24 protein-coding genes are annotated in these 22,137 nt (G+C 63.0%); 11 read left to right on the plus strand and 13 right to left on the minus strand.

Annotation, left to right across the window (positions count from 1 at the left end; all coding sequences use genetic code 11):
* Positions 1-4 precede the first annotated feature (4 nt).
* From ABJO61_RS06875 to ABJO61_RS06910, 8 genes are all read right to left on the minus strand, one after another.
* A complete protein-coding gene (locus tag ABJO61_RS06875; protein ID WP_348323884.1) occupies positions 5-328 on the minus strand; it encodes a PepSY domain-containing protein in 324 nt (107 codons plus the stop codon).
* Between the two features lie 72 nt (positions 329-400).
* Complete coding sequence (locus tag ABJO61_RS06880; protein ID WP_348323885.1) at positions 401-1,072, minus strand: nitroreductase; 672 nt, start codon at positions 1,070-1,072, stop codon at positions 401-403.
* Between the two features lie 26 nt (positions 1,073-1,098).
* Entirely contained in the window at positions 1,099-2,118 is a 1,020-nt protein-coding gene (locus tag ABJO61_RS06885; protein ID WP_348323887.1) for an acyl-CoA dehydrogenase family protein, read from the minus strand.
* Positions 2,119-2,129: 11 nt separating this feature from the next.
* Positions 2,130-3,281: an acyl-CoA dehydrogenase family protein gene (locus ABJO61_RS06890; protein WP_348323889.1), complete on the minus strand. Its 1,152-nt coding sequence runs from the start codon at positions 3,279-3,281 to the stop codon at positions 2,130-2,132.
* Between the two features lie 47 nt (positions 3,282-3,328).
* Entirely contained in the window at positions 3,329-4,120 is a 792-nt protein-coding gene (locus ABJO61_RS06895; protein WP_348323891.1) for an SDR family oxidoreductase, read from the minus strand.
* A 151-nt stretch (positions 4,121-4,271) separates the two neighbouring features.
* The gene (locus ABJO61_RS06900; protein ID WP_348323893.1) at positions 4,272-4,463 is read right to left on the minus strand and encodes a hypothetical protein; all 192 of its coding nucleotides are present in this window, start codon (positions 4,461-4,463) and stop codon (positions 4,272-4,274) included.
* Between the two features lie 145 nt (positions 4,464-4,608).
* Positions 4,609-5,637: a terminase family protein gene (locus tag ABJO61_RS06905; RefSeq protein ID WP_348323896.1), complete on the minus strand. Its 1,029-nt coding sequence runs from the start codon at positions 5,635-5,637 to the stop codon at positions 4,609-4,611.
* Complete coding sequence (locus tag ABJO61_RS06910; protein ID WP_348323898.1) at positions 5,543-6,172, minus strand: hypothetical protein; 630 nt, start codon at positions 6,170-6,172, stop codon at positions 5,543-5,545. The genes ABJO61_RS06905 and ABJO61_RS06910 overlap by 95 nt, the downstream gene beginning before the upstream one ends.
* A 139-nt stretch (positions 6,173-6,311) precedes the next feature.
* Here ABJO61_RS06910 and ABJO61_RS06915 point away from each other — a divergent pair, with 139 nt between their 5' ends.
* Positions 6,312-6,773, plus strand: coding sequence for an NUDIX hydrolase (locus tag ABJO61_RS06915; RefSeq protein WP_348323900.1), 462 nt, complete (start codon positions 6,312-6,314; stop codon positions 6,771-6,773).
* A gap of 7 nt (positions 6,774-6,780) precedes the next feature.
* Here ABJO61_RS06915 and ABJO61_RS06920 read toward each other — a convergent pair whose 3' ends face one another.
* The 3 genes from ABJO61_RS06920 to ABJO61_RS06930 form a co-directional block, all read right to left on the minus strand.
* Entirely contained in the window at positions 6,781-8,289 is a 1,509-nt protein-coding gene (locus ABJO61_RS06920; RefSeq protein WP_348323902.1) for an inorganic phosphate transporter, read from the minus strand.
* A 116-nt stretch (positions 8,290-8,405) separates the two neighbouring features.
* Complete coding sequence (locus tag ABJO61_RS06925) at positions 8,406-8,792, minus strand: DUF2177 family protein (RefSeq protein ID WP_348323904.1); 387 nt, start codon at positions 8,790-8,792, stop codon at positions 8,406-8,408.
* A gap of 62 nt (positions 8,793-8,854) precedes the next feature.
* Complete coding sequence (locus tag ABJO61_RS06930; protein WP_348323906.1) at positions 8,855-9,316, minus strand: YcgN family cysteine cluster protein; 462 nt, start codon at positions 9,314-9,316, stop codon at positions 8,855-8,857.
* A 187-nt stretch (positions 9,317-9,503) separates the two neighbouring features.
* Between ABJO61_RS06930 and ABJO61_RS06935 the strand changes: the two genes are divergently transcribed.
* The 10 genes from ABJO61_RS06935 to ABJO61_RS06980 all read left to right on the plus strand — a co-directional run bounded on the left by ABJO61_RS06935 (position 9,504) and on the right by ABJO61_RS06980 (position 20,150).
* Positions 9,504-11,561, plus strand: coding sequence for a PBP1A family penicillin-binding protein (locus ABJO61_RS06935; RefSeq protein ID WP_348323907.1), 2,058 nt, complete (start codon positions 9,504-9,506; stop codon positions 11,559-11,561).
* A 74-nt stretch (positions 11,562-11,635) separates the two neighbouring features.
* Positions 11,636-13,441 carry an ATP-binding cassette domain-containing protein gene (locus ABJO61_RS06940; RefSeq protein WP_348323909.1) on the plus strand — a complete coding sequence of 602 codons (1,806 nt, stop codon included), beginning with the start codon at positions 11,636-11,638 and terminating at the stop codon, positions 13,439-13,441.
* 168 nt (positions 13,442-13,609) lie between these two features.
* Complete coding sequence (locus ABJO61_RS06945; RefSeq protein WP_348323911.1) at positions 13,610-14,194, plus strand: DUF1214 domain-containing protein; 585 nt, start codon at positions 13,610-13,612, stop codon at positions 14,192-14,194.
* Positions 14,191-14,712 carry a DUF1254 domain-containing protein gene (locus ABJO61_RS06950; RefSeq protein ID WP_348323913.1) on the plus strand — a complete coding sequence of 174 codons (522 nt, stop codon included), beginning with the start codon at positions 14,191-14,193 and terminating at the stop codon, positions 14,710-14,712. Before ABJO61_RS06945 ends, ABJO61_RS06950 begins: the two co-directional genes overlap by 4 nt.
* 98 nt (positions 14,713-14,810) lie before the next feature.
* On the plus strand, positions 14,811-15,851 hold the full coding sequence (locus ABJO61_RS06955; protein ID WP_348323915.1) for an ABC transporter substrate-binding protein: 1,041 nt from the start codon (positions 14,811-14,813) through the stop codon (positions 15,849-15,851).
* Positions 15,848-16,609 carry an ABC transporter ATP-binding protein gene (locus ABJO61_RS06960; RefSeq protein ID WP_348323917.1) on the plus strand — a complete coding sequence of 254 codons (762 nt, stop codon included), beginning with the start codon at positions 15,848-15,850 and terminating at the stop codon, positions 16,607-16,609. The genes ABJO61_RS06955 and ABJO61_RS06960 overlap by 4 nt, the downstream gene beginning before the upstream one ends.
* Complete coding sequence (locus ABJO61_RS06965; protein WP_348323919.1) at positions 16,606-17,406, plus strand: ABC transporter permease; 801 nt, start codon at positions 16,606-16,608, stop codon at positions 17,404-17,406. The genes ABJO61_RS06960 and ABJO61_RS06965 overlap by 4 nt, the downstream gene beginning before the upstream one ends.
* A 209-nt stretch (positions 17,407-17,615) precedes the next feature.
* Positions 17,616-17,951, plus strand: a complete 336-nt coding sequence (locus ABJO61_RS06970) for a DUF2849 domain-containing protein (protein ID WP_348323921.1) — start codon at positions 17,616-17,618, stop codon at positions 17,949-17,951.
* 35 nt (positions 17,952-17,986) lie between these two features.
* Entirely contained in the window at positions 17,987-19,645 is a 1,659-nt protein-coding gene (locus ABJO61_RS06975; RefSeq protein WP_348323923.1) for a nitrite/sulfite reductase, read from the plus strand.
* Positions 19,632-20,150 (plus strand): DUF934 domain-containing protein, encoded by a 519-nt coding sequence (locus tag ABJO61_RS06980; RefSeq protein WP_348323925.1) that lies wholly within the window; start codon positions 19,632-19,634, stop codon positions 20,148-20,150. The genes ABJO61_RS06975 and ABJO61_RS06980 overlap by 14 nt, the downstream gene beginning before the upstream one ends.
* A 122-nt stretch (positions 20,151-20,272) precedes the next feature.
* Here ABJO61_RS06980 and ABJO61_RS06985 read toward each other — a convergent pair whose 3' ends face one another.
* Both ABJO61_RS06985 and ABJO61_RS06990 read right to left on the minus strand, forming a co-directional pair.
* A complete protein-coding gene (locus tag ABJO61_RS06985; protein WP_348323927.1) occupies positions 20,273-20,662 on the minus strand; it encodes a phasin family protein in 390 nt (129 codons plus the stop codon).
* 167 nt (positions 20,663-20,829) lie between these two features.
* Positions 20,830-22,128, minus strand: a complete 1,299-nt coding sequence (locus ABJO61_RS06990; protein WP_348323929.1) for a D-amino acid dehydrogenase — start codon at positions 22,126-22,128, stop codon at positions 20,830-20,832.
* Between the last annotated feature and the right edge of the window lie 9 nt (positions 22,129-22,137).

Genomic DNA, 22,137 nt, shown 5'->3' on the forward strand with positions numbered 1-22,137 from the left:
CGGCCTATCTCGCGCCCGTGACGCGGCCCGAAGCCGCATCCACCGTCACGACGACGACCCTGTTCTGGGGTGTCATGATCTTCACGTAATAGGCGTTGCCGCCGAAACTCATATCGAGAAACCGGCCCGGATAACGCGACAGGGCTGCCTGCTTCGCCTGTCCGGGCGAAACCACCTGGCCCGAACGCACGGCGTCGCGCGCGCGGTCCTGCTCGGAGTGATAGCCCCACTGAACAGGCACAAGAAGACCGTCTGCCCGCGCCGGGCCGAAGCCAAGGGCGAGGAAGGCAGTGATCGTCAAGGCGATCCATGTGGCTTTGTGCGTCATGCCCCGAACCTACGCCGCCCACGCTGAACCCCGGATGAACGGAGTTTGCACCTATCCTTCAGGAAGTGCGGCTCAGAATCCAGTCAGGGTTGCGAATTCTTCCAGTGGTGCGCGATCCGTCCGCAACTGGTTAATCGGTGCGCTCTCATCCATATAGCCAAGACCGAGCCCGCAAAAGAGCATCAGATCTTCCGGCATCGATACGAATTCGGCGACGGTCTTGTACCAGATCGCCCATGCCTCCTGCGGCGCTGTGTGAAGCCCCTTTTCACGGGCAACGAGCATCAGCGACTGGATGAACATGCCGAGATCCGACCACTGGCCGAGCCCCATCTGCCGGTCGATGGCAAAGAACATGGCGACCGGTGCATCGAAGAAGCGGAAGTTGCGCGAGAACTGCGCGAGCCTTCCCGCCTTGTCCTCGCGCGCGACACCGATGCTCGCATACATGTCCTCGCCACATTTGAAGCGCCGCGCCTTGTAGGGTTCTTTCAGGCCCTTCGGATAGATGTCGTATTCCGTGCCCTCGCCGAAGGGATTCTCCTTCTGCTTCTCCGCAATGATGCCGAGAAACTCCTCAAGCTTCTTTCCCGTCACGACATAGGCGTGCCAAGGCTGAAGATTACCGCCAGAAGGTGCGTATTTCGCGAGTTCGAGAATTTCACGCACCGTCTCTTCCGGCACAGGCTTGTCGAGAAAGGCGCGGCAAGTGATGCGGGTCTTGAGGGCTTCGGAGACATTCATGGGAATTTCCTTCGGAGTTTCGAAATCTATCTTGCCGTGACATGCGGCCAGAGCGCATCGGCGCCCGCTGCAACCGTCTCGCGGCCGAGCATGGCCGCCCACTCGCTTCCCGCGCCGAACTCGGCCCGCCACGCCCAGAGGCGGCGCGTCGCGAAATGGAGCCCGTGCTCATAGGTGAAGCCGATGGCGCCATGCACCTGATGCGCAATGGATGTCGCAATGCTCGATGCGTCGTCTACACGGATCTTGGCAACCGCGATCTCGAACGCCGCTTCAGCGCCCCGCTTGTCCAGCTGTGCGCAGGCATGGTCCGTCACCACGCCGCAGGCTGCGGCCTGTGTGGAAAGCACGGCAAGCTGCTGCTGTATCGCCTGAAACTTGCCGATGGGCTTGCCGAACTGCGTGCGCTCGTTCGCGTAGGCCACCGACTGCGACGAGAGATAGCCAAGCGCGCCTGCCATCTGGCAGGCACGGATCAGCGCACCGTAAAGTTTCATTGCATTTCCGGGAAGCGCGGTCTTTTTCGCCGTCGCCTCCGCGCCCTTCAGCACGACGCGGTCGCGTGGCTCGCGCGCCACGTTGAGGCCCGGTTCGATGGCCGCGCCGTCCAGCGGCACCAGCACCACCTCGCCTTTCACGATGGCAACGCCATGCGCTGCATTCCGCCCATAGGGCACACCCGGCGCCTCGCCGGAGAGTTTGCCGCCTTCAAGCGTAAAGGCACCGTCGAGCAGCGTTGTCACGCCGTCCGGCACCTCGATGCCCGCTTGCACGAGAAACCAGTTCGCCAGCAGCGCATCGGCCAGCGGCAGCGGCGCAACATGTTCGCCCGCCGCCTTCAGCACGATGGCCGCATCGGCCCAGGTGCCGCCCGCCCCGCCTTGGCTCTCGGGCACGAGAACGCGGGTAAGCCCGTTCGCCTCCACTTCGTTCCACAGCGCGGTGGGAAAATCGCCTTCTTCCGCCTTCTGCACCAGCGCTTTGGTGACGCGCTCGGCGAGCAGCCCGTTCACACTGTCGGAAAGGATCGTCTGCAATTCGTTCATGGTTCCCTCCCTCAGCGAAGCCCAAGCCCGCGGGCAATGATGCCGCGCAGGATTTCGCGCGTCCCGCCGCGCAGCGAAAAGCTCGGCACTGTCTGCGTCAGATAGCCGAGCACGTCCTCGTAGTCGTTTCCGGTGCCAATCCCCGGCGCAATGCCAAGCAGTTCATGCGCACGCACCGGCATGTCCTGCTCGAAGATCGCACCGAGATCCTTCACCACCGAGGCTTCAAGCGCCGGGTTCTCGCCCTTCTCCAGCATGCCCGCAACCGAGAGCGACATCTGGCGCAGCGTGACGAGATGCGCGACGAGGCGGCCGATTTCGCGCGCGCCCTCTTCGCCGCCGCGCTTTTCAAGTTCGCGGATCATTTCGACCATCAGCAGGAAACTCGAAAGATAGCGCTCGGGGCCGGAGCGTTCGAAGGCGAGTTCCGCCGTCACCTGTCCCCAGCCGCCGCCTTCCGTGCCGACCAGCATGTTGTCCGGCACGAAGGCATCCTCGAAGACGACCTCGTTGAAATGCGCATTGCCCGCCAGATCCTTGATCGGACGAATGGTAATGCCATCGGTATTTTTCAGATCGACCAGAAACTGCGTCAGCCCGGAATGCTTTGCCTCGGCGGCGAAGTCGGTACGGAAGAGCGCAATCATGTAATGCGCGGTATGCGCGCCGGAGGTCCAGAGCTTGGTGCCGTTCACCCGGTAGCCGCCATCGACCTTGTCCGCGCGAGTGCGCGTTGCAGCAAGGTCCGAGCCCGAATCCGGTTCTGACATGCCGATGCAGAAATAACATTCACCCTTCGCCACGCGCGGCAGGATTTTCTGGCGCTGTTCTTCCGTGCCGAAGCGCAGCAGCAGCGGACCGGACTGCCGGTCGCCAATCCAGTGTGCACCGACCGGCGCGCCCGCCGCCAGCATTTCCTCCAGCATCACATAGCGCTCGAAGAAACTGCGCTCATGTCCGCCATATTGCTTCGGCCAGGTCATGCCGATCCAACCCTTCGCGCCCATCTTCCGGCTGAATTCAGGGTCAGAACCGGACCATGTCTGTGCCCGCGTCACCTTGGGTATCTGTTTCAGCTCTTCGGCAAGGAAGGCGCGGATCTCCTGCCGGAGCCCTTCGGTCTCGCCGGGCAGTTCGCAAAGGTCGAACCTGAAAGGCTGCATCTCTTTCTCCCAGTCTCTTCTTTCTGTTCTTCAGGTCACGCTGTTGTTCAGGTCACCAGCGCCGTGGTGCCACCGTCGATGCGGATGTTGAGCGCGTTGATCGCTCCCGACAGCGGGCTCGCCACGAAGGCAACGAGATCGGCAATCTCCTCCGGGCGCGGAATATGTCCGGTGAGGTTCCCCATGAAATTCTTCAGCACATGCGGCTCGACCTCTTCCCAGGTCTCGCCCCAGCCGCGCTCGCGGCCCTGTTTCAGGAAGCGTTCTTCCACTTCCTTGGTGCGTATGAGGCCGGGCGAAACGAGGTTCACGGTCACCCCCGTGCCCGCGAGTTCCTTCGCCAGCGACACGGTCATGGTCGCAAGCGCGCCCTTGGAGGCGTAGTAATGCGGCATCCGCGCAGCAGGCTCCGTCGAGCCGATGGTGCCGAGCATGACGATCCGCCCCCAGCCGTTCTCCTTCATCGCGCCCATGAAGGCGCGCGTCAGGCGAACGGCGGAAAGAACGTTCTTTTCATAAGCGTCGATCCAGCCATCGGTTTCCGTGCGGGTCCATGAGCCCGCATCCGCCGTGCCGTAATTATTGATGAGAATGTCGATACTGCCCGCGCCGTCCGCGACCTTCGCCGCGCCCTCATCGGTGCAGATGTCGCCCGCCAGGGCGCTCGCGGCAAATCCCGCTCCGCGGATTTCGCCGGCAACCGCCTCGGCTGCTTCAAGGTCGAAGCCATGAACGATCACATGCGCGCCTTCGCGCGCCAGCGCATGTGCGATGGCACGGCCGGTGCCGCGATGGCTGCCCGAGACGAGCGCCCGTTTGCCGTTGAGCTGAAGGTCCATGTCGCTCCGCCTTCACCGTTTTTATTATCCGGTTTTATTCTCCGGGCGGCTTTTCTAGCAGCAATGCGCGGCTCTGTCCGGTCTGGAAGGGCGCGGGTGCTGTCTGGGCAGGAAACAAAAAGTCGGGGGGAAGGACGCGGAAGACAGGAAGTCAGAATTCCGCTGCGGCAAGCTGCGCGGCTGGTTCGTTCGTGCTTGCGGTCTGGGTGGGATTGAACAGGGGCGCGATGGCGATGCCCGTATAGAGCCCCGCCGAAAAGAACAGCAAAATGGACAGCACGAATCCCGCCGCAGCGAAAATGCGGCGGCGGGACCGGCGGTGGTAAAAGATCTTCCTCGCCATCGTTCTCCCCTTCTGCATCGTTCGCCAGCGGCCAAGAGCCGTCGGCGAGGGGTGGTTATGGCGATTATGCAGATCAAGGTTTACCGAAAACTAAAGGTAAAACCTCGAATTCAAATCAATCGGGAAGACTTGGGGGAAAAAGCCCTCACTTCCGCTTCTCGCCGCCCATATTCGCTTCCGCCACGATCCTGTCTGCCTCATGCGCGCGGTAGCAGCCGGCAACGCGCTTTGCCCAGGCGAGCGGCGACAGCCGTCCCATCGAGCGGTCGTCCAGCACATAGGCGTGACCGTCCTGCCCCAGCGCGGCGCAGACGATGCCGCATTCGTCCGATTTCGCGCCGCCAGTCGCGGGCGGGTCGACGCCCACCACCACGCGCACAAGCGCCAGCGGCGCACGCTCGATCCGGCCCCGCTCTATCGTCTCGCGGTTCCAGAGCGCGTCCGGGTTGTCCTCGATCAGTTCCGCGTCGAGTTCCTGCCGCCCGAGCCGCGTGCCCTCGTAGCGCGAGATCACGGCGCGGAAAAATCCGTCGGCCAGGTTCGCGCGGTTCGCATGGGTGGAGGCGCGTGTCACCGCCGTGCGCCTGTCCGCCATCAGCCGTTTCAGAACCGGCACGGGCCGCGGCGTCGTCGTCATTACCTGCCGCGGGTTTTGCCCAAGCCGCAATCCGAATTGCAGCATGTCCCAGGCGGCTTCGGCATAGCGCCATTTCGCCAGTTCGTCGCCCCAGGCCGCATCGAATTGCGGCCCGCGCAGGCTTTCGGGCTCACCCGCCGAGAAAACATGCGCCACCGCGCCATTCGGCCAGAGCAGCCGCTTGCGCGTCACTTCGTAGCGCGGCTTTTCATTCTCGCGTGCAATGGCGCGCAGCCCCGAGGGCCCGTCGATCATTACCTCGCGCACATCGCCCAGCGTCTCGCCGATCAGCGCGATGCGTCCGGCCCGTCCGGCATCGACCTCGCCCTGCACCCATTCGGCGCCCGCGCGCGTTTTCCCCGCGCCGCGCCCGCCCAGCACCAGCCATGTCGTCCACTCGCCTTGCGGCGGCAGCTGGTCGTCCCGCGCCCAGAAGCGCCAGTCATTGTCGAGCAGGCGCAGCTCGCGCGGCGTCAGGCTTTTGAGGAAGCCTGCCCTTGCCTCCCGCGCCAGCAAGGCGAGCGAGGCGGCTCTCAAGTCCGGCGCGGATGCGCTCGTCTTCCGCGCGCCGCTTTGCCCTGTCGGCCTCGGGGTCGTTTCGTTTGGCAAGACGCGCCGCCTTTTCGATTTCATGGAGCTTGTCGATGGAGCGCACCAGCGTCGCGATCCGCCTCGCCTGCCGCTCGCCTTCCGCCTCGTCGCGTGTGGTCTTTCGCTGCCGCTCGATGTCGGCGATCTCGCGGGCGATCAGTTTCGTCAGCCGCGCGGCCAGCGCCTCCGCGTCCTGCGGCAGTTCCGTTTCAAGCCGCTTTTCCTGCTCGACCTCGCCGCGCTTCGGCCAGCTCTCCGCCTTTGCGCGGGCGATGATCCGGTTGTAGTGAATGCCGTGCTCGAAGCCGATATCGGAAAGCCGCTTCCTGCCGATCTCGTAATCGGCGCGGATCGTCTCCCAGTCGATATCCTCATCGCTTGCCGGTTTCGGCGGCGCAGACGCGGCCGCCTCTACCTGCTCTGGTGGCACGCTGACGCGCGCCTTCGCCGGTTTCCTCGCCGCCGCCTTCGTCATGGTCACCCGCACAATTCTGGAGATGGACGTAAGGTAGGAAGCGAGCGTGACGCTGACAATTGGGGATATCTCGGAACTTTCATTTCATCCGACTCCCCTTTCTCCGCGAGTCGCGGCAAACTCCCGCCAGCCGCAGAGGGGGACCATGCTTCAGAGACTTGCAACATCGCTACGCTTTCGCTTCGTCGCGCGCCAGTCGGCGATCGAGCGGCAGGCCGGCGTGATCCCCTATGCGGTCATCGACGGCAAGGTCGCCGTCCTTCTCATCACCTCGCGCCGCACGGGCCGCTGGATCTTTCCGAAGGGCGGGCTCATGGAAGGGCTCGATCCGCATGACGCCGCCGCGCAGGAAGCACTCGAAGAAGCGGGCGTCGAGGGCATTGTCGGCGCAGAACCGCTCGGCGCATGGCGCACGATCAAGCGGCGGGGCGTCCGCGTGAAGCCCATCGAGGTCGATATATATCCCCTGCGCGTCACGCAGCAGCATGAGACCTGGGAAGAACAGACACAGCGCCGCCGCCACTGGGCGGGGCTCCGCGAAGCGCGCAAGCTTCTTTACGATCCCTATCTCGCCGACATCGCGATGAAGCTCAAGGACGAGAAATAAGCCCGCCTCAGAAGTCCGACACGGCCTTCATCAGCGCATAAAGCGCGGCGGCAAGCCCGCCCGCGGCAGGCACCGTAATGACCCAGGCGGCCGCTATGCCGAGCACGTGGCGGCGGCGCACGAGGCGGCGCTTCTCGCGCTTGATCTGCTTCTTGATCGCATCTTCCGGCGTCTTCGACAGCGAGGAAGGTTCGTTGGGCACGGGCTTGGGCGGCTTCGGCCCGTCCGCCTTCAGGCCGAGATTGGCGAGCTGCTCGCGCAGGAAGCCGACGCCGAAGACACCGCCGATAGCGATATGCGTGGATGACACGGGAAGCCCCAGCGCCGAGGCAATGAGCACCGTGATGGCTGCCGCCAGCGCCACGCAATAGGCGCGCGGCGCGTCCATCTTGGTGATCTTGGTGCCCACCGTGCGGATGAGGCGGGGGCCGAAAAGCGCGAGGCCGAGCGAGATGCCGATGGCGCCGATCGCGAGCACCCAGAGCGGCAATGAAACGTCCCCCGCCGTTGCGGTTCCTGTTTCGGCAGCCGCCACGATGGCCGCGAGCGGACCCACCGCATTCGCGACATCGTTCGCACCATGCGCGAAGGAGAGAAGCGCCGCCGCGAAGACCAGCGGCAGCGTGAAGAGCCCGGCCACGTGCTTGCGTCTGTTTTCCATGTTGCGGGCGCGCCGCGCCACCCAGGGCCGCGTCGCCAGCGTACCGAGGAGGAATGCCGCCAATCCGAGCAGCCAGACCACGCCCGCCGAGGGCTTCCAGAGTTTGGAGAAACCCTTCAGGGCGAGATACATGGCGAAGACGCCCGCCATCAGGCCGATCAGTACAGGCACCCAGCGCCTTGCCGCCGCCACGCGGTCCGGCTTGAAGAGCACCTGCCATTTCACGAAGCCGAGCAGCGCCGCCGCGATGACGCCGCCCATCACCGGCGAGATCACCCAGCTCGCCGCGATCGCGCCCATGGTCGGCCAGGACACGATGCCGAAGCCTGCTGCCGCGATGCCCGCGCCCAGCACGCCGCCCACGATCGAGTGCGTGGTCGAGACGGGTGCATTCAGGAAGGTCGCCAGATGGAGCCACATGCCTGCCGCCAGGAACGACGCCATCATCAGCATCACGAAGTCGCGCACCTCGAAGCTCTGATGCGGCACGATGATGTTCTTGGAGATCGTGTTCACGACATCGCCGCCCGCGAGGATCGCGCCCGCCGCTTCGCAGACCGCTGCGATCAGGAGTGCGGCGCCGAGCGGCAGCGCACGGCTGCCGACCGCGGGGCCCATATTGTTCGCAACATCGTTGGCGCCGATGTTGAGCGCCATGTAACCGGCTATGACGCCGCCCGCGATCACGAAGAAGCTCAGCGGCCCCGAAGGGGCGAGCCCGCTCATGACGAGGAAGATGGCAATGAGGAACAGGATCGAGAGGCCGGGGGCCGCGATTGAACGCGACAGGTCCTGTGTGGCCTCTTCGAGCTTGCCGACCTTTTTCAGGTCCTTGTCGAGCGCACTTTTCGGCACGGGGGCTCCCCAACGATTCGGCCAAAATCCGGGCATAACTCGCCGCGGGGAGCCTTTAGCATTTCGCCGGGGACAAGCCTACCCTATGTGACGTTTTTTTGACGTTTCGATGACGGTCATGCCGCTTTTGAGGCCAGATATCCCCCCAGCGCCGCAAGGGCAGTCAGCGCCGCTCCCCAGGCCATATCCACCGCCGCCATGCGCCAGGGCCAGCCCTTCAGCGTCGCCAGGTTGGTCATGTCATAGGTTCCATAGGCCAGCAACCCAAGGAGAGCGCCGCGGAAAACCGCGCCCTTCCAGCTCTCCGCAGGCATGACCGCGAAGAAGACAATGCCTCCAATATAGAAGAGATAGAAGGCGCCGGCCGCGACGAAGTCCGGCGTATCGCGCATCATGCTTCCGAGCGAATTCGCGTAAAAATCGCGTGCCACGCGGGTCAGCCAGATGTAGTCGAGACCAAGGAACACAACGGCGCTTGCGACATAGGCAAAGAGATAGGTCATGGGGTCAGCCCTCTGTTTCTCCATCTCTTACGTCGCGAAAACGCTGCTGGATCACCGCCTTTTCACTCCGGCGGCATGAGCGGCCAATCGACAATCCGGCCTTCGAGGTCTTCCATGTCCGCCTCGTCCTCATAGAGAAACCGTCCGTGAACGGACATACCTGCGAGCCGTACCGCCTCATACTCGCCGGAAACCAGCGGGTGCCACCAGGGCAGGTCCTTGCCGTGCTTGATGAGCTTGTAGGCGCAGGAGGTCGGCATCCAGTCGATGTCTTCCAGATTTTTGACCGTCAGCGTCACACAGTCGGGCACACGGGTCGAACGGTTGGGGTAGTCCGAGCATTGGCAGGTGTCCGCATCGAGCAGCCGGCAGGCAATATCGGTATATTCGATTTCGCCCGTGTCCTCGTCCTCGAGCTTCACCAGACAGCACTTCGCACAGCCGTCACAAAGGCTTTCCCACTCCTCGCGGGTCATCTCGTCGAGGCGCTTCGTGCGCCAGAAAGGTTCGGGGCTGCCGTTCATTCCGGGACAAAACATCGCCGCGAAGATTTTGTCAAAGCCTCTCACTGCCGCGCCTTCGCCCCGATCCTGCCCTATTCAATGCACAAAGTTCGGCAAGTCTCGTTTTGGTCCAAGGGGGCTGGCACGACACTCGCATGAATCGGCTACCCGGCAGACACCCGGATTGGGTCCAGCGAGGCGGTTAACCTTGAGCGAAGACGACGAAATCGATCCGCACTATCCGATGCGCGCGCAGATGCGACGCGCACAGGGTCAGCGCGGGCAACCATCGGACGCGGAAGACCGTGAACCCGTTCGCGAACGCGCGCCGCGCAAACGCAGATCCGGTTTTGCGCGCGCGCTCACCGCCGCGTCCTTCGGCGTGACCGCCTTGATTGCGGGCTTTATCGCCATCGTCTTCATCACCTTGCCCGATCTTCAACGCGCGCTCGACACGGCGCAGACAGACGCGCTCTCGATCACCCTTGTCGATGCCAATGGCAATGAACTCGGCATGCGCGGGCACCGCACAGCGCCGACCGTGCCGCTCGGCGAAATGCCTCCCTATCTGATAATGGCCCTGCTTGCGACGGAAGATCGCCGCTTCTACGAGCACAACGGCTTCGACCCGCGCGGAATCGCACGGGCAATGTGGGCGAACGTCAAATCCTTCGGCTTCGTGGAGGGCGGCTCGACCATTACGCAACAGGTCGCAAAGAATCTTTATCTCGACCACAGCCGCACCATCTGGCGCAAGGCGCAGGAAGCGCTGATCACCATGTGGCTGGAGAACAATCTCACCAAGGACGAGATTCTCACGCTCTATCTGAACCGCATCTATATGGGTGCCGGAAATTACGGCATGGATGCCGCCGCACGCTACTATTTCGGCAAGTCCGTGCGCGATGTGTCGCTTGCCGAAGCTGCCATCCTTGCCGGCCTCCCGAAAGCACCGAGCCGTTTCTCGCCGTCAAACGATCTTGAGCGCGCAAGGGCGCGCGCCAATCAGGTTCTCGACCGTCTGGTCGATGCCGGCAGTCTTCGCGAAAAAGATGTTGCCGGTGCCCGCGAAAACCCCGCCGAGGTTCTCACGCATTCAAAGGAAGCGGGCCGCGAATATTTCATCGACTGGGCTGCGGAAGAAGTACGCCGGCTGCTTCCCGGGGTAACGGGCCGCGTCACTGTTCATACGACGCTCGATCCGCGCCGTCAGACTGCCGCAGAGAAAGCCGTGGAAAAGGCGCTGGCCGATACGGGCGCGGAGAAACATGTCTCGCAAGGCGCGCTTGTCGCGCTTGGCCCGGACGGCTCGGTGCGGGCCATGGTGGGCGGGCGCTCCTATGTGGAAAGCCAGTTCAACCGGGCGACGCAGGCCGAGCGGCAGCCCGGCTCCGCCTTCAAGCCGATCGTCTATCTTGCCGCACTCAAGGCTGGCTACACGCCGGATAGTCCGGTAACGGACGAACCCGTTTCGATGGGCGGCTGGACACCTCAGAACGCATCGTCGCGCGATTGGGGCACCGTGAACCTCTCCACCGCGCTTGCAAATTCGATCAACACAATCTCCGTTCAGGTCGGCGAGCGTGTCGGCATGGACCGTATCATCGGAACGGCACGGGATCTCGGCATAGAAGGCCCGTTACCGCGCAATCTCTCCATCGTACTCGGCAGCGCCGAAGTATCGCTGCTCGAACTCACATCCGCCTACTCCGCCTTCGGCAATGCCGGCGCCCGCGCCGCACCCTATGGCGTTCTCTCTGTCGAAGCGGAGAATGGCGACACGCTCTACCGCCATGAAACAGCATCGGAGCAGGTCATGACGCGCAATCAGGCGCAAGACATGACCTACATGCTTCATCAGGTTGTCACGGAAGGCACGGGCCGCTCGGCCGCTCTCTCCGGCCGCCTTGCCGCGGGCAAGACCGGCACCAGCCAGGATTATCGCGATGCCTGGTTCATCGGCTTTACCGGCAACGAGGTTGCGGGTGTCTGGTTTGGCAATGACGACAACTCGCCGACCAGAAGCGCGGCAGGCGGCAACTTCGCCGCTCTTGCCTGGCGCAACTATATGACCGCCGCCGAACAGGGCATGCCCGCGGCGCCTCTCCCCGGTGCCGTGCGCTATCGCGACGCACCGCTGGTGGCCGCCACCGCGCCTCGCAGCGGCTTCTTCGCGGAACTTGCGGACCTTTTCAAAGCGGCGCCGAAGCTCGAAAGCCGTCCTTCGTCCGAGCGGGCGCCGGACTTCCGCATGGGTGGACGCTAGGCTTTTAGCCGAGGCGATTGCGCGCATCCGCGTGATGCGCCATACAGGCGGCCAGTTCAACGGGGTTACTCGACTTGGCCGCACCTCTCCTTGCCCTGCGCGATATTCGCGTCGTCTTCGCCGATCAGGTTCTGATAGGCGGGGCGAGCTTTGCGCTCGCACCAGGCGACCGTCTTTGCCTTGTCGGGCGGAATGGCAGTGGCAAGTCCACCCTGCTGCGCATCGCGGCGGGCCTCATCGAGCCCGATGGCGGCGAGATATTCCGGCAGCCCGGCACCCGCATCGCTTATCTTGAGCAGGTTCCGAATTTCGGCGGTGCTCGCCGTGTTATCGATTACGCGACGGCGGGCGGTGCTGAAGAACACAAGGCAGCGGCCTCGCTCGACGAACTCGGACTGTCGCCCGACGCCGATCCGGCGACGCTTTCCGGCGGTGAAGGCCGCAAGGCCGCCCTTGCCCGTGTGCTCGCGGAAGAACCCGACATTCTCCTGCTCGACGAGCCGACAAACCATCTCGACCTTCCCTCCATCGAATGGCTCGAAGAACGGCTCTCGCAATTTCGCGGTGCTTTCGTTCTCATCAGCCATGACCGCGCCTTCCTGCGCCGTCTCGCGGCGGGCTGTCTCTGGCTCGACCGCGGTGCCATCCGCCGCCTCGACAAGGGCTTTACCGCCTTCGAGGAATGGTCGGAGAAGATTCTCGCGGAAGAAGAAGTCACACAACGCAAACTCGACAAGCTGATCGAGCAGGAAACGCAATGGTCACGCGAAGGCATTTCGGCGCGGCGCACGCGTAATCAGGGGCGGCTTCGCCGTCTCCATTCCATGCGCTCGGAGCGCGCGCAGCGTGTTCAGCAGACGGGTCGCGCCGACCTCGCCGTGGAGACGGGCCAGGCGTCGGGTTCGCTGGTGGTGGAAGCAAAGAACATCACCAAGATATGGCCACAGCCCGACGGCTCTGAGCGCATCGCCATACGCGATTTCTCGACGCGGATCATGCGCGGCGACAAGATCGGTGTGATCGGTCCCAACGGCGCGGGCAAGACCACCCTTCTCAAAATTCTCACAGGCGTCCTCGCGCCCGATAGCGGCACGATCCGCCTCGGCACGAACCTCACACCCGTCTATGTCGACCAGTCGCGCAGCTCCCTCAATCCCGAAGCAACGCTCTGGGATACGCTTTGCGAAGGCGGCGGCGATCAGGTGATCGTACGCGGGAAACCCCGCCACGTCGTTTCGTACCTGCGCGATTTTCTTTTCCGCGAGTCGCAGGCGCGCCAACCCGTGAAGGCGCTGTCCGGCGGCGAGCAGTGCCGCCTGCTTCTCGCCCGTGCGCTGGCGAAGCCGTCGAACCTCCTGATCCTCGACGAGCCGACAAACGATCTCGACATGGAGACGCTCGACCTGCTGCAGGAGATCGTGTCCGACTATGACGGCACCGTCCTCCTCGTCAGCCATGACCGCGACTTCCTCGACCGCATCGTGGCGTCCGTCATCGCGCTCGAGGGCGACGGCAAGGCGCAGGAATATCCGGGCGGCTATTCGGATTATTTCCGCCAGCGAAAAGAAAAGCCGGACGCCTCGTCATCCACGAAGTCCTCTTCTTCCAATTCGCAGAAGCCGGACCGGGCAAAAGCGCAGACGAAGCTCAGCTACAAGGACCAGCGCGCACTGGAAGAGCTTCAGTCGCGTATGCCGCAGCTCGAAAAGGAGATTGCCGCGCTCGAAGCGGCGCTCGCCGACCCCGATCTCTATGCCCGCGATCCCGCCAAATTCCACAAGACGACAGAGCGCCACGACGCGTTGAAGGCGGAGCTGGAAAAATCGGAAGAAAGCTGGCTGGAACTCGAGATGAAGCGCGAGGAACTCGCCGGAAACTAGGCGTTTCACCTCCCTCCCGGCGCCCGGTTAACTACCCGCGCATTATACCTTTGACTGTTTCAATTTCAGACGGTTGGATGGTGTTTGTATTGATTCGCGCATGGGGGTGTCGCGAAGCAGCATTGTCGAAAATCCGGAGCCCCGGCTGGGCTCCAGTGGGGGAAACTCTTGAAGCTGGCCCTGAAGCTGGTTGCGGTCGTTATCGTCGCGCTGATTGTCGGTGCGGGGTCCGCGCTGCTTTTCATTCGAAGCGCGGGCCTCGGTGGCGATGTCGCTGTCGGCCCCTGGCAGACGAGCCTCGTCATCGGCAGTGCCGAAGCGGACCCCTATACACGCGCGCGGATCGCTGTCGCAGGGCTTCTCGCTCTCAATCGCACGGAAACCGTCTACTTCACGGCCTCGAAGGACGATGCGGGCGACAAACTTCGTTCGGAATGCACTTACAAGGTGGCGGGTTCCGACCCTCCCGCGCGCTGGTGGAGCGTGACACTTTACGGCGCAGACCACTATCTCGTTCCCAATCCGCTCGACCGTTATTCCTATGGCGGCGACACCGTCGCCCGCGAAGCGGACGGGAATTTCGTCATCGCTGTCGGCCCCGAAGAAACGGATGGAAACTGGATTCCGACCGGCGGCCAAACGGGTGACACATTTTCACTTACCTTGCGGCTCTACAACCCGGAGCCGGAAGCGGCGCGCGATCCTTCCGGGGTCGTGCTTCCGCGTATCGCCAAGGAGGCATGTCGCACATGAAAACCTGGCCCATGTGGGCGGCGGGTACCATTGCCCTCGCCGCCGTTTTCCACATCCTGACGGTATTCGGCCTGCCCTACGGCATCATGAACCGGGCGATGGCGGGCATCGCTTCGCAGGCGGGCGGGGTCAACAAACCCGTCTATCCCGATCGCCCCACCGCCGAGGCGCGGGGCATCGTGCGGCCGAGCCCCGACCTCCTCTACACCGCCTGCGTCTACGACGTCAGCGCGCGGCCCGTGAAGCTCACCTCGCCGGTACCCGACACCTATTGGTCCCTCTCGACCTTCGCTTCCAACACGGACAATTTCTTTGTCGTCAACGACCGTCAGGTAAAGACGGATCGTATCGAGATCATTCTCGCCTCAAGCGAAGAGGCGGGCGGCAACAAGGGCATTCCCGTGATTGTCGCGCCGAGCAGCAAGGGCATTGTTCTCTTCCGCTCGCTCGTACCTTCCGAAGACCTCCGTGCCGAGATCGACGCGAAGCGGCGGCAGGCGAATTGCGAGCCGCTTTGAGGCCCACTCGCTAGAAGCCCGGCAGTAGCCCGCGGCTCTGCTCGCTGCTACCATCGCCCCGGTTTTGCGCTGACCGCGCCTTCCCCGGGGAGAATTCCATGAACCGCAATATCATTCTCGGCCTGATGGGCGCTGCTGTCGCGGTCGCCATTGCGATCGTCCTCGTGATCCAGCCGGACCGTGAAACGGAAGGAGATCTCGTTCGCGTAACCTTCGCAACAGACTGGAAGGCGCAGGCAGAGCATGGCGGCTTCTATCAGGCCCTCGCCAAGGGCTATTACGAAGAAGCGGGGCTCAATGTCGAAATTCTTCAAGGGGGTCCCGGCGTCAACGTGCCGCAACTCCTCGCCGCGCACTCCGTCAATTTCGGCCTCGGCTCCAACAGCTTCATCCCGCTCAACATGGCCGCCGCCGATGCAGGAGCGAAGGCCGTCATGGCCTCGTTTCAGAAAGACCCGCAGGTCTTCATCACCCATCCGCGCGACGACGTGAAGTCAATCGCCGACATGAAGGGCAAACCCATCATGGTCTCCGACGCGACGGTGAGCGCTTTCTGGCAGTGGCTGAAATCGAAATACGGTTTCGCGGATACGCAGATCCGCAAATACACGTTCAACCTTGCGCCCTTCCTCACCGACGAACATGCAATCCAGCAAGGCTATCTCTCTTCCGAGCCCTACATGATCCGCCAGCAGGGCGTGGAGCCGCAGGTCTTCCTTCTCTCCGACTATGGCTATCCGGGATACGCCGCGTTCATTCTCGCCAGCGACCGCATGATCGCCGAGCGGCCTGAAATCGTGCAGGCCTTTGTCGATGCGAGCATCAGGGGCTGGGTCGACTATGTCTATGGCGACCCCTCGCCCGCGAACGAGCTCATCAAGCGCGACAATCCGGAAATGACGGATGACATCCTCGCGAATGCGATCCGGCTGATGAAAGAGAACGGCATCGTCGATTCCGGCGAGACGCTCACCCTCGGCGTCGGTGCGATGACGAATGAGCGCTGGCAGAAATTCCATGACGAGATGGTGACTGCGGGCGTTTATGAAAACAGCCTCAGCGTCCACAGCGCCTATACGCTGGAATTCGTGAACCAGGGCGTCGGCCTCGACCTGAAGAAGGAACTGACGGGGGAATGAGGGAGGCGGCGCGCCTCATCGAACTTGCCGGCATCGGCAAGACCTATGGCAGCGGCACCGTCGCGCTTGAGGGCGTCGATGCGTCGGTGCGGGAGGGCGGTTTCGTTTCGCTTGTCGGCCCGTCGGGCTGCGGAAAGAGCACGCTGCTTCGTATCATTGCCGGGCTCATCGCGCCCGACCATGGACAGCTTTCCTGGCCGGCATCGGGCACACGCCCTTCCGATATCGGTTTCGTCTTTCAGGATGCGACGCTCATGCCCTGGGCGCGGGTCGCGGAAAATGTCTATCTGCCGCTAAAGCTCAAAGGCATCCCCAAAGACGAAGCGATGCCGCGCGTGCATAACGCGCTCGCACGTGTCGGGCTCTCCGATTTCGCGCATGCTTTCCCGCGAGAGCTTTCGGGCGGTATGAAGATGCGCGTCTCGATCGCGCGGGCGCTCGTGACGGAGCCGCCGGTTCTCCTGATGGACGAGCCCTTCGCCGCGCTCGACGAATTCACACGGGAAAATCTCGATGACGATCTCGTCACACTCTGGCGGGAGCAGCGCTTCACCACCGTTTTCGTCACGCACAGCATCTATGAATCCGTCTATCTGTCGGAGCGCGTTCTTGTAATGGGTGCACGGCCCGGCCGCATCCTTGCCGACATCGCCATTGACGCCCCCTATCCGCGCGGCCGGGCCTTTCGTGAGTCCGCGATCTATGTCGAAACCTGCGCACGGGTCAGCGCCGCCCTTCGCGAAGGCGCCGCGGCATGAGTGACGAAACCTATTCGCGTTTGACACGCATCCTCGTGCCACTGCTCGTCGGCATTGTCTTCCTTCTCGTCTGGGAAGGGCTGGTCCGTGCGAGCGGCATCAAGCCCTTCGTGCTGCCTGCGCCCTCCGCCATCGCGGAAAGTCTCGTTCTGAATTTCGGCTCGCTGATGGGCTCGCTCTGGGTGACGCTTCGCGTGACGCTCGCCGCCTTCCTGCTCGCCGTCGTCGGCGGCGTCGGCCTTGCCATCGTCTTCTCGCAGAACCGCCTGATCGAAACGGCACTCTTTCCCTATGCGGTGGCGTTGCAGGTCACGCCCGTCGTCTCCATCGCGCCCCTCATCATCATCTGGGTCGGCTATGACCGGGTCGAGGTCGCCGTGCTGATCCTTGCCTGGATCGTCGCCTTCTTCCCGATCCTCTCCAATACGACGCTGGGACTTCGCTCGACGGACCACAATCTGCGTGACCTCTTCCGGCTTTATGGCGCAAGCCGCTGGCAGATGCTGAGCGAGCTCCAGCTCCCCTCCGCGCTGCCTTACATTCTGGCCGGCATGAAGATTTCGGGCGGCCTCGCCCTTATCGGCGCGGTGGTGGCCGAATTCGTCGCGGGCTCGGGCGCGGCCACCGGGCTCGCCTGGCGCATCGTGGAGGCGGGTAACCGGCTCGACATCCCGCGCATGTTCGCCGCCCTCTTCCTGCTATCCACACTCGGGATATGCATTTTCTTCTGCCTGACCCTCATCGAGCAGCGGCTGCTCCGGCATTGGCACGAAAGCGCCATTCGCCGCGAAATATGAGAACAAGTCGCAGAAAACTGCTGAATTTGGCGATTTATACGTAATTTATTTGTTGTATATATTATTTTACACAACTATTGACGATCTTTCCAAAAAAACCCATCTTGTCTGGCAAATAGACCGGCTGGTTTTTGGCGGGCGGCCCGCTCGCTTTGCCCGTAAAAGGGCTGTATGACCGGGCCTATCACGCAATTCGAGGACAGTTCTGCATGGCTCAGCACACCCGGAAGGGCGCACAGTTCCAGGCTCTCACGGCCAATCGGCTCAGCGATGGCATTGTTGTCTACCTGACGGCGGATCAGCGCTGGTCGGAAACGCTGCAGGAAGCTGGCGTCGCGGAAGGCAAGGAAGCGGCGGACGCTCTCCTCGCCAGTGCAACGCCTTTCGTGGAGCAGAACGTCGTCGTGGAACCCTACCTTTTCGAGGTGGCACCCGAGGATGGCGGCATCCGCGCGGTGAGCGTACGCGAGACGATCCGCCAGGCCGGCCCGACCGTCCGGCGCGATCTCGGCAAGCAGTCGGAACTGCCCGGCGTTCACCAGTAATCGCGAGAGCGCCGGAAACAGGTAAAGGCACAGTCATGTATCGTTACGACGAATTCGATCAGCAGCTCGTGAACGAGCGCGTCGCTCAGTTCCGCGGACAGGTCTCGCGGCGGCTTGCAGGCGAGATCACGGAAGACGAGTTCAAGCCGCTCCGCCTGATGAACGGCGTCTATCTCCAGTTGCACGCCTATATGCTCCGCATCGCCGTTCCCTATGGCACGCTCTCTTCAAGGCAGCTGCGCATGCTTGCCCATGTGGGCCGCAAATATGACCGCGGCTATGGCCATTTCACGACGCGCCAGAATCTCCAGTTCAACTGGCCTGCGCTGAAGGACGTGCCGGATATTCTGAAGGATCTCGCCTCGGTCGAGATGCATTGCATCCAGACCTCGGGCAACTGCATCCGCAACGTGACCTCGGACCAGTATGCGGGCGCCGCGAAAAGCGAGCTTGAAGATCCGCGTATCGTCTCGGAGATCATCCGGCAGTGGTCGACGTTCCACCCGGAATTTTCCTATCTGCCCCGCAAGTTCAAGATTGCCGTCTCCGGTACGCCGGACGATCGCGCCGCGATCCGCGTACACGACATCGGCATCCAGATCGTCCAGAACGGCAAGGGCGAAATCGGCTATGAAATCTATGTCGGGGGCGGTCTCGGCCGCACACCGATGGTCGCCAAGAAGATTTCCGACTTCGTGCCGAAGGAAGACCTGCTCGCCTATCTCGAGGCGATCCTGCGCGTCTACAACATGTATGGACGCCGCGACAATATCTACAAGGCGCGCATCAAGATCCTTGTCCACGAAATCGGCGTCGAGGAAATGCAGCGCCAGGTCGAGGCGGAGTTCGCCGAACTCCAGAAGGGCGGTACGCTGCACCTTCCGCAGGAAGAGGTCGCGCGCATCGAAGCCTATTTCCAGCCGCCCGCCTACGAAGAGCTGCCGGACGAGAGCACCGAACTCAACAAGGCGGTCCTTGCGGACACGAACTTCGCCCACTGGGTGAAGTCGAACGTCGCGCAGCACAAGGTGCCGGGCTATAGCATCGTCAACATCTCGCTGAAGCCTATTGGCGGCGTACCGGGCGATTGCACGTCTGACCAGATGGATGCCATCGCGGACATCGCCGAGAAATTCAGCTTCGACGAGTTGCGCGTCACACATGAGCAGAACCTCACGCTTGCACATGTCCGCAAGCAGGATCTCTATGCGGTCTATGAGGCACTCAAGGCGCATGACCTCGCGACGGCGAATATCGGCCTCATCACGGACCAGATCGCCTGTCCCGGTCTGGACTATTGCGCGCTGGCCAATGCCCGCTCGATCCCGCTCGCGCAGCAGATTTCGGAACGCTTCGCCGACATCGAACGCCAGCACGAGATTGGCGAGCTGAAGATCAACACATCGGGTTGCATCAATGCCTGCGGCCACCATCATGTCGGCCATATCGGCATTCTGGGCGTCGACAAGAAGGGCGTCGAATATTACCAGGTGACGCTTGGCGGTGCGGCGGACGAGAAGACCGCCATTGGCGACATCGTGGGCCGCGCCTTTACCGAAGGCGAAGTCGTGGACGCGATCGAGACCATCGTCACCACCTATATCGGCATCCGCAAGGATGGCGAGCGCTTCATCGACACCTATCGCCGCGTCGGTATCGATCCGTTCAAGGAGAGCCTCTATGAAACTCATTAAGAACGGCGAGTTCGTCGAGGACAGTTTCGTCACCGTCGGCGATGAGGATGCGCTGCCGGACGGGCCGGCCATTGTCAGCCTTGAGCGCTGGCAGGCGGAATGCGAGATGCTGCGCGCGCGCAATTCCCCCATCGGGGTGAAGCTGCAGAGCGGCCAGGAACCGGACGCCATCGTCGGCGATCTCGATCATATCGATGTCGTCGCGCTCGACTTTCCGATCTACCGCAATGGCCGCGCCTATTCATATGCGCGCCTGCTGCGTGAACGTCACGGCTTCAAGGGCGAGATCCGGGCGGTCGGCAATGTGTTGCGCGACCAGTTCCAGTACATGATCCGCTGCGGTTTCGACGCGCTCGAAGTCGCCGACAACATCACCCCGGAAATCTTCGCTGAGAATGCCGGAGCTTTCAGCCTCTTCTATCAGCCGGCGGCCGACGGGAAGGAAACCGTTCTCTCGTTGCGCCAGCGTCTCGCGGCGCGCGCGCAGGAGAAGGCTTCCGCCTGACACCCTGCCCTTCAAGACAACAGCAAAAAGCCCGGCCTCTCAAAAGAGAGCCGGGCTTTTCAATACGCAACGCAACTACTCAACAGATCGCCGCAACATGCGGCTGGGGGAGTCTCACGCAATTACGCAGCGCGGAGTTTCTCGAAAGCTTCCGTGAACTTCGTCGTGTAGGGGCCGACGGCATCGCGCACGCTCGACACGGTGAGCTCATTCAGCTCGCGGGCCGCGTCGATGTTGCGCTTCAGGGTCGAGCGCACATATTCGTTCTGGAGTTCCACCGCCGACTTGATGCTGCCGGACTTGAGTACGGCACGGGCGGTCTCGACGCCTTCCTCGAAATTGGTGCGCGCGAGCGTCGTCATGATGCCAGACGCCGTTTCGATCGCATTCTTCGGATCGGCCTTCGGGGCCGACTTCGGAGCCGATTTGGGGGCGGCTTTCGCTGTGGTCGTCTTCGCCGTCGCCTTCTTGGCGCGCGGCTTCGTGGTCTTCTTGGGGGCTGCTTCAGCCATTTTCTGTCTCCTGTATCGCGTGGGCGCTCACTTGGGTGGGAGCGGTTCCCCGCACATACCGGCGCGCCGGATTTGTGCGCTGCACAATGAGATAATTAGCCCCCACTCCACCGTCAAGTATTTTTTGTGCATTGCACAAAAATCCACTCTGTTCGGCCGGCTTATGGTCAAAATCTTGTTATAGAAAAAGGACTTAGATTAAGTTGCGGCGCACTGCCGCAGATGAGGTCCGCGACCGCCGCAGCGCTCCCTGCGCCGAGCGTCCAGCCCAGCGTTCCATGCCCGCTATTCATGAAAAGGTTGCTGAATCGCGGCACCGCGCCCAGCACGGGGCTGCCATCCGGCGTCATTGGCCTGAGCCCGCACCAGTATTCCGCGGCCTCGCGCGAAGGTCCGGTCTGGGGAAAGAGGCTTTCCAGCGAATCCATTACCGACTTCGCCCGGCCCGGCTCCAGCGTCAGGTCGTAGCCGCCTACTTCCGCCTGCCCCGCGGCGCGGAGCCGGCCGCCCAAATGGCTGACGACGATCTTGCGCGCCTCATCGGTGATGCTCACTTCCGGCGCGTTGCCTTCCGGCGCGGGCAGCGTCACCGAATAGCCCTTCACCGGATAGATATAGCTTCGCAGCCCGAGCGGGCGAAGCAGCGCCTGAGAGCCCGCCCCTGCCGCAAGCACCACGGCATCCGCCTCCATGATCCCTTCGGCGGTTTCCACGCCTCTTATGCGCGCACCGTCCGGCACGAGGCGCCGCACATCCGCATTGGCGAGAAAGCGCACACCGCGCCGCTTCGCGCCCTCGGCAAGAGCGAGCGAATAGAGATACGCGTCGCCGCTTCCGTCCGATGCCGCATAAAGCCCGCCCGCTATGTCGCCGCGCTGCATGGCGGGCGCGAGCGCCGGTTCAAGCTCGATACATTCGCCGGGTGTCAGCCGCTCCTGCCCGACGCCCATCCGCGCGAGCGGCGCAGCCTCGTGCACGGCTTCGTCCAGTTCATGCGCGTCGCGGAAGATACGGAGAATACCCTTCTCCTTGCGCTGATAGTCGAGCGTTGCGCCTGCCTGTGCGAACTCCGCCTCATAGGCGCCAAGCCGGGCGCGGGTCAGCAGAGCCAGTTCGAGATTGGGGCCGATGCGCTCGCGCCGCGCCGATGCCCGGCAGCGCATCAGGAAGCGCATCAGCCAGAGCCACTGCTCCGGGTCCATTTTCGGGCGCAGGCGAAAAGGCGCATCGTCGCGGCCCAGCCATTTCAGTACCAGCCAGGGGATCTCCGGCCCCGCCCAGGGCGCGACCTCGCAGGCCGAAAGCTGACCGCCATTCGCATAGCTTGTGCCCTCGCCCGCGCCGCCGCGCTGGTCGATCAGCGTCACCTTCGCGCCGCGCAGCGCCAGTTCATATGCGGTGGAGACCCCGGCAATGCCGGCGCCGACGACGATCACGGATTCGGGAGCGGTTTCGGGGGGCGTCACGGGTTCACC

The organism is Parvibaculum sp. (genome assembly GCF_039973015.1).
GTDB lineage: Bacteria > Pseudomonadota > Alphaproteobacteria > Parvibaculales > Parvibaculaceae > Parvibaculum.